13 protein-coding genes and 2 pseudogenes are annotated in these 18,150 nt (G+C 66.7%); 9 read left to right on the top strand and 6 right to left on the bottom strand.

Going from position 1 to position 18,150, the window contains the following annotated elements; genetic code table 11:
- Positions 1-19: 19 nt before the first annotated feature.
- The 4 genes from MSG_RS05370 to MSG_RS05355 all read left to right on the top strand — a co-directional run bounded on the left by MSG_RS05370 (position 20) and on the right by MSG_RS05355 (position 4,092).
- Positions 20-1,378: a bifunctional o-acetylhomoserine/o-acetylserine sulfhydrylase gene (locus tag MSG_RS05370; RefSeq protein ID WP_096437717.1), complete on the top strand. Its 1,359-nt coding sequence runs from the start codon at positions 20-22 to the stop codon at positions 1,376-1,378.
- Positions 1,379-1,399: 21 nt separating this feature from the next.
- Positions 1,400-2,551, top strand: a complete 1,152-nt coding sequence (gene metX / locus MSG_RS05365; RefSeq protein ID WP_096437716.1) for a homoserine O-acetyltransferase MetX — start codon at positions 1,400-1,402, stop codon at positions 2,549-2,551.
- The gene (locus tag MSG_RS05360; protein ID WP_096444100.1) at positions 2,548-3,282 is read left to right on the top strand and encodes a class I SAM-dependent methyltransferase; all 735 of its coding nucleotides are present in this window, start codon (positions 2,548-2,550) and stop codon (positions 3,280-3,282) included. Before metX ends, MSG_RS05360 begins: the two co-directional genes overlap by 4 nt.
- An 84-nt stretch (positions 3,283-3,366) precedes the next feature.
- Positions 3,367-4,092 (top strand): ubiquinone/menaquinone biosynthesis methyltransferase, encoded by a 726-nt coding sequence (locus MSG_RS05355; protein WP_096437714.1) that lies wholly within the window; start codon positions 3,367-3,369, stop codon positions 4,090-4,092.
- 23 nt (positions 4,093-4,115) lie between these two features.
- Here MSG_RS05355 and MSG_RS26285 read toward each other — a convergent pair.
- From MSG_RS26285 to MSG_RS05340, 3 genes and pseudogenes are all read right to left on the bottom strand, one after another.
- Positions 4,116-4,268, bottom strand: a pseudogene (locus MSG_RS26285) (HNH endonuclease signature motif containing protein); the annotation flags it as partial.
- A 36-nt stretch (positions 4,269-4,304) separates the two neighbouring features.
- Entirely contained in the window at positions 4,305-6,296 is a 1,992-nt protein-coding gene (locus MSG_RS05345; RefSeq protein ID WP_096437712.1) for an APC family permease, read from the bottom strand.
- 32 nt (positions 6,297-6,328) lie between these two features.
- Positions 6,329-8,245 (bottom strand): annotated as a pseudogene (locus tag MSG_RS05340) (APC family permease); the annotation flags it as partial.
- 512 nt (positions 8,246-8,757) lie between these two features.
- Between MSG_RS05340 and MSG_RS05335 the strand changes: the two are divergent.
- The 3 genes from MSG_RS05335 (at position 8,758) to MSG_RS05325 (ending at position 13,366) form a co-directional block, all read left to right on the top strand.
- The gene (locus MSG_RS05335) at positions 8,758-10,527 is read left to right on the top strand and encodes an NAD-binding protein (protein ID WP_096437708.1); all 1,770 of its coding nucleotides are present in this window, start codon (positions 8,758-8,760) and stop codon (positions 10,525-10,527) included.
- 10 nt (positions 10,528-10,537) lie between these two features.
- Positions 10,538-11,929: a PPE family protein, SVP subgroup gene (locus MSG_RS05330; protein ID WP_096437706.1), complete on the top strand. Its 1,392-nt coding sequence runs from the start codon at positions 10,538-10,540 to the stop codon at positions 11,927-11,929.
- Between the two features lie 63 nt (positions 11,930-11,992).
- Positions 11,993-13,366 carry a PPE family protein, SVP subgroup gene (locus MSG_RS05325; RefSeq protein ID WP_096437704.1) on the top strand — a complete coding sequence of 458 codons (1,374 nt, stop codon included), beginning with the start codon at positions 11,993-11,995 and terminating at the stop codon, positions 13,364-13,366.
- 5 nt (positions 13,367-13,371) lie between these two features.
- Here MSG_RS05325 and MSG_RS05320 read toward each other — a convergent pair whose 3' ends face one another.
- Complete coding sequence (locus MSG_RS05320; RefSeq protein WP_096437702.1) at positions 13,372-14,856, bottom strand: FAD-dependent oxidoreductase; 1,485 nt, start codon at positions 14,854-14,856, stop codon at positions 13,372-13,374.
- A 260-nt stretch (positions 14,857-15,116) separates the two neighbouring features.
- Here MSG_RS05320 and MSG_RS05315 point away from each other — a divergent pair, with 260 nt between their 5' ends.
- Complete coding sequence (locus MSG_RS05315) at positions 15,117-15,710, top strand: DUF732 domain-containing protein (protein ID WP_096437700.1); 594 nt, start codon at positions 15,117-15,119, stop codon at positions 15,708-15,710.
- Here the strand turns inward: MSG_RS05315 and MSG_RS05310 are convergent.
- Together MSG_RS05310 and MSG_RS05305 are read right to left on the bottom strand one after the other, a co-directional pair.
- Entirely contained in the window at positions 15,707-15,949 is a 243-nt protein-coding gene (locus MSG_RS05310) for a DUF3017 domain-containing protein (protein ID WP_232011243.1), read from the bottom strand. The genes MSG_RS05315 and MSG_RS05310 overlap by 4 nt on opposite strands.
- Before the next feature lie 38 nt (positions 15,950-15,987).
- Positions 15,988-16,833 carry a bifunctional methylenetetrahydrofolate dehydrogenase/methenyltetrahydrofolate cyclohydrolase gene (locus MSG_RS05305; RefSeq protein WP_096437696.1) on the bottom strand — a complete coding sequence of 282 codons (846 nt, stop codon included), beginning with the start codon at positions 16,831-16,833 and terminating at the stop codon, positions 15,988-15,990.
- A 94-nt stretch (positions 16,834-16,927) separates the two neighbouring features.
- Between MSG_RS05305 and MSG_RS05300 the strand changes: the two genes are divergently transcribed.
- The gene (locus tag MSG_RS05300; protein ID WP_096437694.1) at positions 16,928-18,145 is read left to right on the top strand and encodes an NADH:flavin oxidoreductase; all 1,218 of its coding nucleotides are present in this window, start codon (positions 16,928-16,930) and stop codon (positions 18,143-18,145) included.
- Positions 18,146-18,150 lie beyond the last annotated feature (5 nt).

Here is an 18,150-nt window from a genome sequence, read left to right as displayed (position 1 = left end):
CAGACAGGGGAAGATTCCCATGAGCGACGACAGCGATAACGCGACCGATCCGACCGAGCATTGGTCGTTCGAAACCAAGCAGGTGCACGCTGGCCAGCAACCCGATTCGGCCACCCACGCACGCGCCCTACCGATCTACCAGACCACCTCGTACACCTTCGACGACACCGCGCACGCCGCCGCCCTCTTCGGCCTGGAGGTGCCGGGCAACATCTACACCCGCATCGGCAACCCGACCACCGACGTCGTCGAGCAGCGCATCGCCGCGCTCGAGGGCGGCGTGGCCGCGCTGTTTCTGTCCTCCGGACAGGCCGCTGAGACATTCGCCATATTGAACCTCGCATGTGCCGGGGATCACATTGTGTCGAGTCCGCGGCTCTACGGCGGCACCTACAACCTGTTCCACTACTCGCTGGCCAAGCTCGGCATCGAGGTCAGCTTCGTCGAGGACCCCGACGACCTGGATTCGTGGCAGGCCGCGGTGCGCCCCAACACCAAGGCGTTCTTCGCCGAGACTATCTCCAACCCGCAGATCGATGTGCTGGACATCCCCGGGGTCTCCGGGGTGGCTCACGCCAACGGCGTACCGCTGATCGTCGACAACACCATCGCCACGCCGTACCTGATCCAGCCCTTCCGGCACGGCGCCGACGTCGTCGTGCACTCGGCCACTAAGTACCTCGGCGGCCACGGCACGGCGATCGCCGGCGTCATCGTGGACGGCGGCACGTTCGACTGGACGCAGGGCCGCTTCCCCGGTTTCACCACACCCGACCCCAGCTACCACGGCGTGGTCTTCGCCGAGCTTGGACCGCCGGCGTATGCGCTCAAGGCTCGCGTGCAGTTGCTGCGCGATCTCGGTTCGGCCGCCGCGCCGTTCAACGCGTTCCTGGTGGCCCAAGGGCTGGAGACGCTGAGCCTGCGCATCGAGCGCCACGTCGCCAACGCGCAGCGGGTCGCCGAATTCCTCGAGGGCCGCCGAGAGTCTGATCAAGGCGTGTTGTCGGTCAACTACGCGGGGCTGCCCAGCTCGCCGTGGCATGAGCGCGCAAAGAAGCTGGCGCCCAAGGGAACCGGGGCCGTGCTGGCGTTCGAGCTGTCGGGCGGCATCGAGGCCGGCAAGGCGTTCGTGAACGCGCTGCAGCTGCACAGCCACGTCGCCAACATCGGCGATGTGCGGTCGCTGGTGATTCACCCGGCGTCGACCACGCACGCCCAGCTCAGCCCCGCCGAGCAACTGGCCACCGGGGTCACCCCGGGGTTGGTGCGGCTGGCCGTCGGGATCGAGGGCATCGACGACATCCTCGCCGACCTGGAGCTCGGTTTCGCCGCCGCCCGCAAGTTCAGTGGTGACCCGCAGACCGCGGCGGCTTTCTGAGGGACCCCGAGGGACACTGCCATGACGATCTCCGACGTTCCCACCCAAACGCTGCCCGCCGAAGGCGAAATCGGCCTGGTCGACATCGGCTCGCTGACGACCAAGAGCGGCGCGGTCATCGACGACGTCTGCATCGCGGTGCAGCGCTGGGGCGAGTTGTCGCCGACGCGCGACAACGTGGTGGTGGTTTTGCATGCGCTGACCGGTGATTCGCACATCACCGGGCCGGCAGGGCCCGGGCATCCGACCCCCGGCTGGTGGGACGGAATAGCCGGACCCGGCGCGCCGATCGACACCGATCGCTGGTGTGCGGTGGCCACCAATGTGTTGGGCGGTTGCCGCGGCTCGACCGGGCCCAGCTCGCGTGCCCGCGACGGAAAGCCGTGGGGCTCGCGCTTCCCGCTGATCACCGTGCGGGATCAGGTGGAGGCCGACATCGCGGCCCTGGAGGCGCTGGGAATCAATCGGGTCGCCGCTGTTGTTGGTGGATCCATGGGCGGTGCAAGGGCTCTGGAATGGATGGTCGGGCACCCCGATCGGGTCCGGGCGGGGCTGCTGCTCGCGGTCGGTGCACGCGCCACCGCCGACCAGATCGGCACCCAGACCACCCAGATCGCGGCGATCAAGGCCGACCCGAATTGGCAGGGCGGCGACTATCACGACACCGGGCGCCGGCCCGACGCCGGATTGACGATCGCCCGCCGCTTCGCGCACCTCACCTACCGCGGCGAGATCGAGCTCGACACCCGGTTCGGCAACGACGGCCAGGCCGGCGAGGACCCGGCCGCCGGCGGCCGCTACGCCGTGCAGAGCTACCTGGAACACCAGGGCGACAAGATCCTGGCCCGTTTCGATGCCGGCAGTTACGTCGCGCTGACCGAGACGCTGAACAGTCACGATGTCGGCCGCGGCCGCGGCGGGGTCGCCACGGCGCTGGGCCGCTGCCCGGTGCCGGCCGTGGTCGGTGGGATCACGTCCGACCGGCTCTACCCGCTGCGCCTGCAGGAGGAACTGGCCGAGCTGCTGCCCGGCTGTGCGGAGCTGCAAGTCGTCGAGTCCGTCTGCGGCCACGACGGTTTCCTGGTCGAGACCGACGCGGTAGGCGAATTGGTCCGCAAGACACTGCAATTGGCCTCGCAGACCGAAACGGACGAAGGCGCGTGTCGGCGGTGACCCGCTCACAACACGACCGCTCCCTGTCCTTCGGCTCGGCGGCGGCCGCCTACGAGCGCGGTCGTCCCTCGTATCCGCCCGAGGCGATCGACTGGCTGTTGCCACGCGGGGCACGCAGGGTGCTGGACCTGGGCGCGGGCACCGGAAAACTGACCGCCCGGCTGGTGGAGCGCGGCCTGGACGTGGTGGCCGTGGACCCGATTCCGGACATGCTCGAGGTGCTGCGGGGCGCGCTGCCGGAAACGCGTGCGCTACTGGGCACCGCCGAGGAGATTCCGTTGCAGGACAACACCGTTGACGCGGTGCTGGTCGCCCAGGCGTGGCACTGGGTGGATCCCGAGCGGGCCATCCCCGAAGTGGCCCGGGTGCTGCAGCCCGGCGGGCGACTGGCCCTGGTGTGGAACACCCGCGACGAACGGCTGGGCTGGGTGCGCGAGTTGGGGCAGATCATCGGCAGCGACGGCGACGGGGGCCGCTTCGACATCGAGTTGCCCACCCCCTTCACCGGCCTCGAGCGCCACCAAGTCGAGTGGACGAATTACCTGACGCCGCAAGCACTGATCGATCTGGTGGCGTCGCGCAGCTACTGCATCACCTCGCCGGCCGACGTGCGCAGCCGAACCCTGGAGCAGGTGCGCGAGCTGCTGGCCACTCATCCGGCGCTGGCGAATTCGACCGGCCTGGCGATGCCGTACGTCACCGTGTGCCTCAGGGCGACGCTGGGCGACTGAGCCGGGTCCGCGGTCGCTGTCCAGCAGCGATTGGCCGTGGTACGTTCCCGGCAACGGCACCCGGCGGTTAGGCGGAGGCTCACGATGGTCACAGGGCGATGGAGCGAATCGGACGAGGCCAAAAGCACCTACGTCAAAGGGCTGTTTTCGGCGCTGGCAACGCGCTACAACGTGATGACCGACGTGTGGACGTTGGGGCTGCATCGCATGTGGAAGCGGCAGGCCATGCAGCTTTGCGCCCTGCGGCCAGGTGAACGAGTGCTGGACGTCGCGACCGGGACGGGCGATCTGGCGTTCCTGGAGGCGGCGGCGGTCGGGCCGCAGGGCAAGGTGGTCGGCGTCGACTCCTGCGTGCCGATGCTCGAGGTCGCCCGGGGGCGGCGACGGGGACCCGTCGACTTCCAGGAGGGCGACGCCATGGGGCTGCGGTTCCCAGACGAGTCGTTCGACGTGGTCACGATCGGCTTCGGCTTGCGCAACGTCGTCGACCGCATCCAGGCGCTACGCGAGTTCCGGCGGGTGCTGCGGCCGGGCGGCCGGTTGATGGTGCTCGATTTCAGCACGCCGACCTCCAAGCCGGCGAAGGGCGTCCACGACCTGCTGTATTTCGGTGTGATGCCCAAGGTGGGCTGGGCCTTCGCCTGGCATCGCGATGCCCATCACTACACCTCCGACTCCATTCGCAGCTGGCTGTCGCGAGACGAGCTGCGCGCGGCGATACTGACCGCGGGCTTCGTCGATGCCCGCTATGTCTCGCTGAGCACCGGGTTCGCGACCGTCCATTTGGGTTCGCGCGCGGACGATCGCTGACCCGGCGGTGTCCCGGCGGGCGCTCAGCTCGTGGCGGCGTCGTCGTCCTCGTCGAAGAGCAGTTGTTCGGGGCGTTTTCGGATGTTCCAGCCGCCCGGTCGCAACATGCGATGGTGGGGACCGCACGTGAAGGTCAGGTCGTTGCTATCGGTTGTGCCGCAGCGTGCGTAGTCGGTGGCACTTTGTGACCACTGAAACGGCTGTGGCACAAGTTATTCCACTAGGCTCAGGACGGGAGTCGCAATCGTTTTAGCAGCCCGGGAGTCGAGGCCGTCAGGGGCAATTCGAGCTATCCGCGACTCGACGTCGTAGGGCACGATGATGGCGGTCGCGCCCCGGATGCGGCTGACGGCGCGGGCCATCTTGTCCGCAGAACGGTCGTGCAGCAGCCGGCCGAGCAACGGCGAGTACGTGCGACGCGGCAACAACACCGTCGCCCTGCTGTCCGGATGGTCTCTGAGCACCCGGCAGACTAATTCGTGTGCGGCACGGCTCAAGTGGCGATCGGGACAGTTGATCAACCACAGCGGGGTGTCGTGCTCGAAGCGATCCCAGCGCTCGCGCAGCCGGGTCGCGCGATCGACGTCGATCACGAAGTGGACGGCGGTGAGTTCGTCGGCGTGCAGGCTGTATCCGAGTCGTACAGCCTCGATCTCGGCGAGATCGATCGTGTCCACGAACACCAGCACCCGCAGTCGCGGATGCCGGGCGACGTCGAAGTCGTCGGTCTGCGGCATCTCCAGAACGGACGCCTCGGCGCGGTATTTCGCGTTCAGTCGCATCAACGCCAACACCAGCAGCGGGAAGATGAGCACGATCAGCCACGCGCCTTCGGTGAACTTGGCCACCGCGAAGATCCCGACCACGACCGTCGACATGATGCCCGCCGACAGGTTGACGACGAGCTTGCGTCGCCAACCCGAGCCGCGACGCGTGAAATGATGCTTGGCCATGCCGTAGCCGGCCATCGCGAATCCCGTGAACACGCCGATGGCGAAGAACGGCACGAGCGCGGTCACTTTCGCTTCGGTGATGATCAGCAGCGCCACGGCGAGCGCGGTGAGCGTCAAGATCCCATTGGAGAACACCAGCCGATGGCCGCGCTTGGTCAACGGACGCGGCAGAAAGCGGTCCTCCGCAACGAAACTCGCCAACGCGGGGAAGCCGTTGAAGCTGGTGTTGCACCCCGTGAACAGGATCGCCGCGGTCGATGCCTGCACCAGTAGGTACATCACCTGACCGAACGCCCCGTGGCCAAAGACCGCCCGGGTAATTTCGGACAACATCGACGGGTATTCGTCGAGATAGGGAACGGCGTGGGTAACGTGCGCCAGCCACGCCACGCCTGCCAGCAGGAACCCAAGGATGCACGCCATCAGGGTGAGCACCCGACGGGCGTTGCGCCCCTCGGGTTTCTGGAAGACGTCGACTGTGTTGGATACCGCTTCGACACCGGTAAGTGAGGTGCCGCCATTGGCAAACGCGCGCAACACGATCAACACCGTCGCGCCCATCACCAGTCCGCTACCCTGATGGACGGGCACGGCTCCCGCGAGATGCTCCGGATTGTATTTCGGTAAGCCCCAGAACATTTCACGAACAAAGCCGGTCAGAATCGTCGCGGTGATCATGGCGACGAAGGCGCAGGTCGTCAATGCAAAGGCACGACCCGAGCGGCGCAAGCCGCGCAAATTAACCAGGCATATCAACAACACGGCCAGCACCGTGATTTCCAAGTGGTACGGACGCAGCGCCGGGATCGCGGAAACCACTGCCACCGTAGCCGCCGCGGGCTGGACCGCGACGGTCACGACATAATCGATCAGCAGCGCTGCCGCGGCGATCTGCGCCACTCGGGGGCCGAAGTTCTCCTTGGCAACGGAGTAGGAGCCGCCCGCTCGGGTATAGGTCATCACCACCTGGCGGTAGGACGCGGACACCAGCAGCAGGATGAACAAGATGACGCCGGTGATCGGCAGCAGCAGCGTGAACGCGGCCATCCCGGCCGACGGCAAGAGTTCGACCATGATCTGCTCGGGCCCGTAGGCCGTCGAGGAGATCGCGTCGGGGGCCAACGCACCCAGCGCAACGGGATTCGACAACCGTTCCGACTCAAGCCGATCGGTGGTCAGCGGCTCCCCCAGGAACAGCCGCTTGCACTTATCCGCCAGTGACAGCGGGATTTCACGAGATGTTGTCGTCACGACGTTGCCTTCCTCTACCCGACGTGGGTCAACTCGGCGATGCGGGAGTCGATGTCGTACGGCAAGATCTGCGCGGCCGCGCCCGGGATACGGCTGACGGCACGGGCGATCTTGTCCGCCGTGCGATCGTGCAGCAGCCGACCGACCAGGGCCGAATACGAACGACGTGGCAGTAGCACCGTCACCTTGGTGTCGGGATGGTTGTCCAGCACCTGCGAAACCAGCTCGTATGCGGCCCGGCTCAAGTGACGATCGGGGCAGCCGACCATGCGCAGCGGGGTGTGGTGCTCGAATCGCTCCCACCGTTGCCGCAACCGCTCGGCGCTCATGGCGTCCAGTGTGAAGTGGACGGCGGTGACTTCGTCGGCGTGCAGACCGTTGCCGTACCGCAGCGCCTCCATCTCGGCAAGGTCAACGGAGTCGACAAAGACGAGGACGCGATGTCGCGCATAGCGTTCCAGCACAGGGGATTCCGTGTGTGACATCTCTAGCACCGACGCCTCGGCGCGGTACTTTGCGTTGAGTCGCATCAACGCCGCCACCAAGACCGGGAAGACGATGACGATGAGCCAGGCGCCTTCGGTGAACTTGGCCACCGCGAAGATGCCCACCACGATCGTCGACAGGATGCCCGCGGAGAGGTTAACCAGCAGTTTGCGCCGCCAACCCGGGCCGCGGTTGTTCAAGTGGTACTTGGTCATCCCGTATCCGGCCATCGAGAACCCGGTGAACACCCCGATCGCGTAGAAGGGCACCAACGCGTCGACCGATCCGCCGGTGAGCACGAGCAACGCCACCGACAAGGCTGTCAATGCGAGGATGCCGTTGGAGAACACCAGGCGGTGCCCGCGTTTCATCAGGGGACGAGGCAGGAAGCTGTCCTCGGCGACGAAGCTGGCCAGGGCGGGAAAGCCGTTGAAGCTCGTGTTGCCGCCGGTGTAGAGGATCGCCGCGGTCGACGCCTGCACCAGGAAATACAGGACGTTGGCCAGCAATCCGTGACCGAAGACCGCCCGCGCGATCTCGGACAGCATGGAGGGGTAGCCGTCGACATACGGCGCGGCGTGCGTGGCGTGCGCCAGCCAGGCCACGCCGGCCAACAGGAAGGCGAGGATGCAGGCCATGATCGTCATGACCCGACGGGCGTTACGGCCTTCTGGTTTGCGAAAACTGTTGACGGTATTGGAGATAGCCTCGACCCCGGTCAGCGACGAGCCGCCGTTGGCGAACGCGCGCAGCACCACCAGGATCGTCGCGCCCATCACCAGCCCGTTGCCCTGATGGACCGAGACCACCCCCGCCATGTGCTCGGGATCGTAGACCGGCAGGTTGCCGAACACTTGGCGGATGATCCCGACGACGATTGTCAACGACACCATGGCCACGAAGGCGAATGTGGGCATGGCGAAGGGCATTCCCGCCTCGCGCAGTCCGCGCAGATTCGCAAAGCACATGAGCAGGACGACGCCGACCGTGATCTCCAGGCTGTACGGACCGAGCGCGGGCAGCGCCGAGACAACGGCGACGGTGCCGGCGGCGCACTGCACGGCGACCGTGACCACGTAGTCGATCAGCAATGACGCCGCGGCGATCTGCGCGACTCGCGGACCGAAGTTCTCCCGAGCGACCACATACGATCCACCCGACCGCGTGTAGACCATGACGACCTGGCGGTAAGAGGCGGCCACCAGAACCAGGATCAGGAGAATGACACCGGTAATGGGGAGCAACAACGCGAACGCGGCCATCCCGGCGGCCGGCAGGAGTTCGATCATGATCTGCTCGGAACCGTAGGCGGTCGAGGAGATTGCGTCCGGTGACAGCACGCCCAATGCGACCGGGTTGGACAGCCTTTCGTGCTGCAACTGGTCGTTGATCATCGGCCTCCCGAGAAGGCCCCGTTTACAGACGTCGGAAAACGACGACCATGCCTTATGCGTGTCAGCCAAAGGTGTTGTCACAGAACAATTCCCTTACCCCCAGGTGGACCAATCCCGCAAAAAGCGTAGCCTCTCCATATTGTTCTGTCGCCACCTCGCCGCGGCCTCTGCACAGACAGGCGCGAAATGCCACAGGATGTTGCCAGTTACTCTCACAGCACTTTTGAAGAAAGTCATGCCGCCGTAACAAAGACATACAGGCAAGTTACAGATTCGATGTTTATTGCCAGTTCACCGCGCAGACACCTCACAACGGACTTTAAGCAATGTGAGATCGACCACTCACAGGAGCGGCGCGCGTGTCTCGGGGGGGACGCTGCCGGAAGACGTTCGCATTTTGGTTCAAATACCATGCGCTACTTGTTGTTTCAACGCACCAACCGCTGATTTCCGGTATGGGCGCTCGTGTTGGGCTGCGGCGCAGCACGATTCGCGACTGTTAGGATCAGCAAAGATAACCGCCCGGATGCACGGGTGTGAGATCAAATCCCAAATCAACCTTGCGCGGAGGGAGCCACCGCATGAACCAGTGCGTCATCGTCAGCGGTGATGACGCGCTCGCGACGACGATCATCGACGAGCTGAAACGAGCGGGCGCCAACGTTGCCAGGCTCCGGGATTCCGAACTCGCCGGTGCCCGGGTCAAGAACGCGCTCGCTAACGCCGGTGTCGCGACCGCCGCGGCGGTCGTCTGTGCCGGCGTCGATGACGCGGTAAATCTCGAAATCGCCCTGCTGGCACGCAAAGCCAATCCGAACATTCGCATCGTGGCTCGCATCGCCAACGACGTGCTGCGGGAGGCGGTGGCCGCCGACCACGGCCCCAGCTCGATTCTCGGCGTGGCCGACCTCGCGGCGCCGGCGGTCGTCGAGGCCTGCCTGGCGAGCACCACGCACCCGTTCGTAGCGGCCGGCATGCGCTTCGTCGTCTTCGGTGCCGAGGCGCCGTACGACGCGACCCTGCGCGAGATTTACGGTGACCTCGCCCCGGTGGCGATGGTCAAGGGCCAGAACTCCGTTGCGCCCGGTGAGGTCGTCGCGTGCCCTGGCCGAGATGCGGCGGTGGACGCCGGCGACTGGATGGCGATGATCGGCACCACCGACGAGTTGGCCGCTCGCGGCATCCAGCCGCGGGAGGCCAGAACGCGTTCTCGTCAGTCGCGGTTGCGGCGCATGATCTACGCCGCGCGGGCGTTGTCCAGCGAGGTCAATCCCGCCTTCTATCCGGTGATCATTACCCTAGGGGTCTTGGTGCTCGGGTCAACGGCGTTGCTGCACCTGTCCTACACGCACCCCGGCATGTCCTGGGTTGACGCCTTTTACTTCACCAACGAAACGATCACGACAACCGGCTACGGCGACTTCAGCTTCGCCAAACAACCGACGTGGCTGCGGTTGTATGCCGCCATGTTGATGTTGGGTGGCGTCACTACCACCGCATTGCTCGTCGCCTTCGTCGCGGACCTGATGCTGTCGCGCAGGTTCGTCTGGTCGTCAGGGCGGCCGCGCGCGCGTCATCTGCGCAACCACATCATCGTGGTTGGGTTGAGCGCGCTTGGCATTCGGGTGGTCAGCGATCTCACCGCCGCCGGTCACGACGTGGCCGTGATCGAGCGCGACCAGAACAACCCGTTTTTGTCGACGGCAGCCGAGCTCGACGTGCCGGTCATCTTCGGGGATGCCACCCTGCCGCAGACGCTGGAAGCGGCCCGGGTCGAGACCGCCCGCGCCGTGGCGGTGCTGACCCGCGACGACATGATCAACATCGAGACGGGGATCGTGCTCCGCGAGATGTTGAGTTCCAAGACAGCGCTGAACGGGGACCGGTGGGAAGACGTCCCCCTAGTGCTACGCGTGTACGACCACGACCTGGGCTCGGCGGTGGCGCAGCGGTTCGGCTTCCAAAACGTGCGCTCCACAGTCGAATTGGCCGCACCCTGGTTCATCGGCGCGGCGATGGGCCTGCAGGTGTTGGCTACCTTTCTGGTCGGTGACCGATCTTTCCTCGTGGGCGGCATGCACGTGCAGGCGGGCAGCGAGCTCGACGGGCTGCAGATGTTCGAGGTGTCCACGCAGACCCGTGTCATCGCCATCACCCGGGAGGACGCCCCGGTCCGTCTCCATCCCCGCCGCGACGCCCGGCTCAGTGCGGGCGACACCGTTTACCTCGTCGGCCCGTACCGCGAACTGATTGCGACCCTGCGCAAGGGGCAGCCCTCAGGCGACCAGCTCGCCGACGCCGATTCGTGTTCGCGCCCCGAGGAGCAGTTGAACGCGCGGGGGATCGCCTGAAATAGGCACAATGGACTTCACCACACTTCCGCCGGAAATCAATTCCGGCCGCATGTATGCGGGCCCGGGATCGGGACCGCTGTTGGCGGCCGCGGCGGCGTGGGAAGCACTGGCCAGCGAACTGGATTCGGCCGCGAACTCGTATCAATCGGTGATCTCGGCGCTGACCGCGGGGCAATGGCTAGGTCCTTCGTCGATGAAGATGGCCGCCACCGCGGCTTCGTACGTGCAGTGGATGCGCGATACTGCCGCGCAGGCCGAGCAGACGGCTAGTCAGGCCAAAGCGGCCGCCGGCGCCTACCAGACGGCATTCGCGGCGACGGTGCCGCCGCAGGAGGTGGCGGCCAACCGCAGCCTGCTGATGAGCCTGGTCGCGACGAACGTGTTCGGACAGAACACATCGGCGATCGCAACCGCCGAAGCCCAGTACGCCGAAATGTGGGCCATGGACGCCGTGGCGATGTCCGGCTACTCAAGCTCCTCATCAGCTGCGACGACACTGACGCCGTTCACCCCACCGCGCCAGCAAACGAATCCCGCGGGGCCAGCTGACCAATCGGCAGCCGTGGGCGAAGCGACGCGTACTTCCGCCGGAAACGCGCAAAGCATTCTGACCTCGACTCAGCAAGCATTCTCGGCGGTTCCGAACGCGCTGGCCGCGCCCACGTCCTCGATGAGCTCACTCGACATCGCGGCCGACCTGATTTCCATCTTCCTGGACTTGCCGGCCGACATCGGCGAGCTCACCGTCGACGCTCCGCTGAGCATTCTTGGCCTGGTGTCGCTTCCCTTGGACATCGGCAGCTATAACAGCGGTCTGCACACCGACGACATCGTCAGTGGCTGGAACGGCGAAGAAGCCTGGCCGAACAGCGGGCCGGCGCCGGTTAAAGAGTTCCCGGCGCCGCTTACCAACCGCCCGCTGGGCACGATGCCGGTACCGCGAATTTCGGCCGGTCTAGGCGAAGCGAATCCAGTCGGAATGTTGTCAGTGCCGGCGACCTGGACCGTCGCCACACCAGCGGTCCGTCCCATCGCGGTGACGCTGCCAGCCCTGCCGGCCAACGCCGGCGTGCAGGCCGGGCCGGCGCCCCAGACCGGCTTGGGCGGCACCCTCAGCCAGATGGCGCTAGGCGGCATGGCGGGGCGAGCCATGGCGGGAACGATGTCGATCCGCGGCATGCGGGGCGGCTCGGTGCCCAACGGGGCGCGGTTGGCGGCCCGCGCCGCAGCAGGTGACAGTCCGGCGGTCGACGGTACGAACGAAACAACCCAGCCCGAGGCCAGGACCGTGGTCACCGGAGTCGCCGCGGAGCTTCGCGAATTCGCCAAGCTGCGCGACGAGGGCATCGTGACCGACGAAGAGTACGCGGAGCAAAAAAGTCGCCTACTCGGGCGCTGAACTGTGTCGGCGCCGTGCGGCTGCAAACGCAGCGGGGGTTTCTGAAACGAGGAATGTGCGGCTTTGGATTTCGCGATATTTCCGCCGGAGATCAACTCCGGCCGGATGTATGCCGGACCCGGCTCGGGGCCAATGCTGGCTGCCGCGCAAGCCTGGGATGGACTGGCCGACGAGCTGTACGCCGCAGCCGGCGCATATCAGCTGGCCATCTCCGACTTGATCGATTCCTGGTCGGGCCCGTCATCGGCGGCGATGACGGCCGCGGCCGCGACTTATGGCGCATGGCTGAGCAGCACCGCCGAGCAAGCCGCGCAGACGGCCGCTCAGGCCAACGCCGCGGCCGCCGCCTACGAGGCCGCATTCATAGCGACAGTGCCACCACCCGAGATCGCGGCCAATCGCAGCTTGCTGATGACGCTGGTGGCGACGAACTTCTTCGGCCAAAACACGCCGGCGATTGCGGCCGCCGAGGCCGACTACGCACGGATGTGGGCCCAGGACGCGGCGGCGATGTATGGCTACGCGGCTTCCTCGGCAGCCGCAACAACGCTGACGCCGTTCACCTCACCACAACAGAATACCCACCCGGGCGGGACAGCGAGCCAAGCCGCCGCAGTCAGCCAAGCCCTGTCCGGGGCACCCGGAAACGTACAAAGCACCGTTTCGACTGTCTCCCAAACGTTCTCGGCGGTGCCCGACACGCTGCAGAACCTTGCCGCAGTGCCGGTTTTCGGGCCACCGTCGGACCCGCTGAACGTGCTGAGCGAGGTGATTACGATCCTCTTCGGCACGCCGGCCGCGCTTGCCGGCCTGGGCACAAGCCTCCCCTTGGCGATCATGGCGGGGGGCGTCGATCTCCCGTTCGCCATCGGCGGCTATCTCAACGGTGTGCACACCGATGAGATCGTCGCCGGTTGGGCCGGGCAACAGCCCTGGCCGGGGAATGGGGCGGCGCCGGTGACGGAGTTGCCGGCAACGCTCACCAACCGGCCTCCGGGAACGTTGTCCGCTGGTCTGGGCGGGACGAACACGGTGGGAACATTGTCGGTGCCGCCGTCCTGGACCGCCGAGGCTCCACAGCCCCGCCCCGCCGCGCTGGCGCTCAGGGCCTTGACCACGGCGCAACCGTGCGAAGCCGGGCCGGCAAGCACGGCCAATGACATGGGCTTGTCCGGCATGGCCGGACAAGCCATGGCCGGTACTCCACAAACTGGCAGCGAGGCCGACATTGGGAAGGCGGCAATGGCCCGCCAGGGGGTGACCGCGCGCGCCGAAAGCGCCGCGGGTCAGGGCGCAGACACCGCGTCGCAGCACAACCCGCGGGTCGTGGTCACCGGGATCGCGGCCGCATTACGTGACATCGTCAGGCTTCGCGATCAGGGATGGTTGACCCACGAGGAATTCCTTGAACACCGCCGTCGCTTACTTGGCCGCTGACCCCTCTAGAAGTTCAGCCCCGAAAACATCACCTTGTGGGGGTCGTACTTCTGCCGAACGGCGCTCAGCTGTGAAAGGTTCGAACCGAAATAGCGGGACGCCGACGGGTTGGGCTCGAGGTAGTTCACGTATCCGCCGGCCGAGAACTGTTGCACCGCTTGGTGCGCCGAGCTCAACCACTGCGTCGCGGCCGTCACCTGGTTGGCGGCCGGCTCGACATACCACTGCAGCACCGCCGACTGCTTGCGCCACGGAAACGCCGAGTCCGCGGGCGCCACGTCAGCCACGGCGCCGCCCAGCGGGTCCACCAGCAGCGACGCCTGCCCGCCGCTGGCCGGCCACTGGCCGATCGCGGTGGCAATGGCATGGGCCGCAGCGGAATTGATGGTGGGCACCACGTCGGACCCCGCGACGAAGCCGCGCGGCGGCGACGTCGAACTGCCGCCTGCCAGATAGGTCACCAGGTCCATCCGGTTCATCGTCTTGTTCTGTACCGCGGTGGGCTGCAAGCCAACCGCGGACTTCAGCGCGTCGGTCACCGCCGCGCCCCCGCCTGCGGGACAGGTCGCCAGGATGTGGCAGTCGGGCTGGCCCGAGCCGACCGAGAGGTCGACCATCGCCCAGGTATTGCGGTCGGCCCCGTTCAGCCACGTCTGCCAGCCGACCAGCACCTGCACCGCCGACGACGGCGCGAAGTTGAGCCGCACGATGTCGGTGTCACCGGTGGCGAAGGTGCCGAACGTCATTGACGTGGTCACGCCGAAATTGCCCCCGCCGCCACCGCGCAACGCCCAGAACAGATCCGGATGATCGTTGGCGGAAGCGGTGACCACCTCGCCGCTGGGCAACACCACCGTCGCCGATTGCAGCGCGTCGCACGCCAGCCCCGCATGACGCGAGTCGGCCCCGATCCCGCCACCCAGCGTCAGCCCCGCGACACCGACGGTGGGGCAACTGCCGATCGGGATCGCGCGACCGGACCCGGCGCACGCCTGTTGTACCGCAAAGAGATTCGTCGCCGGGGTCACCGTGACATTGCCGCTGCCACCGTCGAAGTTCGCCCCGCCGGGAAGCCCGCGCAGGTCGAGCACCATGGTGCCGTTGGCACTGGACGCGCCGATGTAGGAATGCCCACCCCCGCGCGGAGCGATCTTCAGATTGTTGGCCGTTGCGAACGCCACCGCCTTTTGCACATCAGCCTGCGACGACACCGTGACCACCGCCGCCGGGGTGGAGTTGTTGTACAGCGAATTGAAGACCTGTTTGCCCGTCGAGAACTGGGCGCCGCTGGCGGGCAGCAAGACGCTGCCACCGATCGTCGAGGCCAGCCCGCTCCACCCGGCCGCGGCGTTGACGGGGTCCGCCGACGCACGGGTCGCGCCGAACATCGCGCCCGTCGCCAGGACCCCGACGGTGCCGCGAAGAAAATTCTGGCGCGAGATCCCCCTCTGCGTGGAAAGGTCGACGGGACAGCCGCGATTCGTCGTCATGCGCCGGATTCTCGCCCATCTCGCAGCCAGAAATCTTCCCGTCGCGCCACGTGTCAGATCACAGTGTGGCGTCGATTGACTTCGAAACGCTCCGAAACGGCTTCGGGTCAATAACCGATGTCTCGACTGCGTCGCACTCACGAAACGCATAGTTCGCAAACCTTGATCCCGCCGTATTCCAAACGTGACAGTCATGCCCCAAGGTTTCAAGAGTGATTTGAGTGCCGGCCGAGCACTCCGCGGCAGATGGGGAAGCTGTCATGAAAGTGCTTGAACGAACTCATAGTTGGGTATGGATGTTTCGTCAACAGCCGCTGGTGATTCGGTTGCTGATGGTCGCCGCCGCCCTACTCACCATGGCGTCCGCGGTTGCCGCGCCGGCCGGGGCGGACGCCACCGCCGACGACGCTTTCATCGACGCGCTCAACCATGCCGGCATCGACTTCGGCCAACCGGGAAACGCGATGGCAGTGGGTGAATCGATCTGCCCGATGATCGCCCAGCCGGGCGGCAGCTTCGCCGGGGCCGTCGCCAGCATCCGACGGCGGGGCATGTCGCCCGCGATGGCGCAGACGTTCACCACCATCGCGATTCAGTCGTACTGTCCGGCGGAGATCTCAAACCTGGTCAACGGCAACATGTCTGGGCTGCCCGGCGGGGCGATGCCCGGAATGCCAGGCGGTACGCCCGGCGCCGGTATGCCGGGAGTGCCCGGCATCAACAACGTCATGCCCGGAATGCCCGGCGGTATGCCCGGCGCCCCCATGCCGGGAATTACCGGCGCCGTGCCCGGCGCCGGGGTACCCGGCGGTGCCGGGGCGGGGCTGCCGCAGATCACCGGACCCGGAATCTAGCCGGTACCAAGCGGATCGATCGTCCACGCGATGTAGACCATCGCCGCACCGACCGTCGCGGTGGTGACGAAGTCGATGCCTTTGCTGCGCACCGCCAGCAGACCGGCCCGCTCGTCGGGCAGCAGCAATCGCAGTCCCGCCGCGACGCCGACGCCGATGCCGATCAGCAGCGAACCACGCCGCCAGAAGTCCGCCCCGACCAAGACGAAGGCAATGACGAAGATCAGCCCGACCAGCAGGGCCGGCCATTGTGCTTTCGCCGCGACACCCGCCGAGGTCACCGCTTCTCGGCCAACTCGACCACGTTGGTCAGCAGGAACGCCCGGGTCAGCGGGCCGACACCGCCGGGATTCGGTGATACGTGACCGGCGACCTCCCAGACGTCCGGGTGCACATCGCCAACCAGGCCGCTGTCGGTGCGGCTGACGCCGACGTCGAGCACGGCGGCACCCGGACGGACCATGCCCGCCGTCAGCAGATGCGGCACGCCAACGGCGGCGACGACGATGTCCGCCTGTCTGGTGAGCGTCGGCAGATCACGAGTTCCGGTGTGGCACAACGTCACTGTGGCGTTCTCCGAGCGGCGGGTCAGCAGCAGCCCCAGCGGGCGGCCGACCGTGACACCGCGGCCGATGACCACGACGTGCGCCCCGGCGATCTCGACGCCGTAACGCCGCAACAAGTGGACGATGCCGCGCGGCGTGCACGGGAGCGGCGCGGGGTTGTTCAGCACCAGCCGGCCCAGGTTGGTCGGGTGCAGCCCGTCGGCGTCCTTGCCCGGGTCGACACGTTCCAGCGCCGCGTTCTCGTCCAGATGCTTGGGTAGCGGCAGCTGCACGATGTAGCCGGTGCACTCGGGATTGCCGTTGAGCTCGTCGATGGTCTCGTTGAGCTTCGCGGTGCTGATGTCGGCAGGCAGGTCGCGGCGGATCGACGTGATGCCCACCTTCGCGCAGTCCGCGTGTTTGCCGCGGACGTACGCCTGCGAGCCCGGGTCGTCGCCGACCAGAATGGTGCCCAGCCCCGGTGTGCGGCCCGACGCGGTCAGTGCCGCCACCCGTTCCTTGAGGTCAACGAAGATCTCGTCGCGGGTGGCCTTGCCGTCCAGTGTGATTGCGCCCACGGCTCCCAGTTTGGCACGCCGGGGGCGGTACCCAATGCTGGCGACCCGCTTCGCCCGGCTTCGCCGCGCTTGCGATCGCCATTAAGCTCCTCGCATGGCATCTGACCAGCCCCAGATTCCGGACGTGTTCAGCCCCGCCAAGCTGGGTCCTGTCACCCTGCGCAACCGGATCATCAAGTCGGCGACATTCGAGGCGCGCATGTCCGGCGCGCTGGTCACCGATGACCTGATCGAATACCACCGACTCCCGGCCGCCGGCGGGGTCGGCATGACAACCGTCGCCTATTGCGCGGTCTCCCCCGGCGGACGTACCGAGGGCAATGGACTGTGGATGCGTCCGGAGGCGGTGCCGGGACTACGCAAGCTCGCCGACGCGATTCACGCCGAGGGCGCGGCCGTCAGCGCCCAGATCGGCCATGCGGGCCCCGTCGCCAACGCCAAGACCAATAAGGCGACCGCCCTGGCGCCGGTGCGGTTCTTCAATCCGATCGGGATGCGGTTCGCCCGCAAGGCCACCCGCGACGACATCGACGACGTGATCGAAGGGCACGCCAACGCGGCGCGGCTGGCCATCGAAGCGGGCTTCGACGCCGTCGAAATTCATTTGGGCCACAACTATTTGGCGAGTTCATTCCTGTCTCCGCTGATCAATCGGCGCGATGACGAGTTCGGCGGGTCGCTGGAGAACCGGGCCAAGGTCGCCCGCGGCCTGGTGCTGGCCGTGCGCCGCGCGGTGGAGAAGGAGGGAACACCGATCGCGGTAACCGCCAAGCTGAACATGGCGGACGGCGTGCGCGGCGGGATCAGCACCGAGGAGTCGCTGATCACCGCGAAGTGGCTGGAGGAAGACGGCGGGCTGGACGCGATCGAACTCACCGCGGGCAGCTCGCTGGTCAACCCGATGTACCTGTTCCGCGGCGACGCGCCGCTCAAGGAGTTCGCCGGCGCTTTCAAGCCGCCGCTGAGCTGGGGCATGCGCATGACGGGCACGAAGTTTTTGCGCGAATACCCGTACCGCGAGGCCTACCTGCTGCGCGACGCCAAGCTCTTCCGCGCCGAGCTGTCGCTGCCGCTGATTCTGTTGGGCGGGATCACCCAGCGGGACACGATGGACCTGGCGATGGCCGAGGGATTCGAGTTCGTCGCGATGGCCCGGGCGCTGCTGGCCGAGCCGGACCTGATCAACCGGATCGCCGCCGACGGCGCCGCCCACAGCGTGCATTCGGCCTGCACACACTGCAATCGGTGCATGCCCACGATCTATACCCGTACTCGCTGCGTCGTCACCGGAGCGCCCGACTCGGTTGCGTAGCGGTC

It is taken from the genome of Mycobacterium shigaense (genome assembly GCF_002356315.1).
GTDB lineage: Bacteria > Actinomycetota > Actinomycetes > Mycobacteriales > Mycobacteriaceae > Mycobacterium > Mycobacterium shigaense.
This window is presented reverse-complemented; position numbering and strand designations above follow the sequence as displayed.

Coding starts and splice junctions, on each gene's coding strand:
- MSG_RS05370 (WP_096437717.1), top strand. CDS start 20: ATGAGCGACGACAGCGATAACGCGACCGATCCGACCGAGCATTGGTCG.
- metX (WP_096437716.1), top strand. CDS start 1,400: ATGACGATCTCCGACGTTCCCACCCAAACGCTGCCCGCCGAAGGCGAA.
- MSG_RS05355 (WP_096437714.1), top strand. CDS start 3,367: ATGGTCACAGGGCGATGGAGCGAATCGGACGAGGCCAAAAGCACCTAC.
- MSG_RS05335 (WP_096437708.1), top strand. CDS start 8,758: ATGAACCAGTGCGTCATCGTCAGCGGTGATGACGCGCTCGCGACGACG.
- MSG_RS05330 (WP_096437706.1), top strand. CDS start 10,538: ATGGACTTCACCACACTTCCGCCGGAAATCAATTCCGGCCGCATGTAT.
- MSG_RS05320 (WP_096437702.1), bottom strand. CDS start 14,856: ATGACGACGAATCGCGGCTGTCCCGTCGACCTTTCCACGCAGAGGGGG.
- MSG_RS05315 (WP_096437700.1), top strand. CDS start 15,117: ATGAAAGTGCTTGAACGAACTCATAGTTGGGTATGGATGTTTCGTCAA.
- MSG_RS05300 (WP_096437694.1), top strand. CDS start 16,928: ATGGCATCTGACCAGCCCCAGATTCCGGACGTGTTCAGCCCCGCCAAG.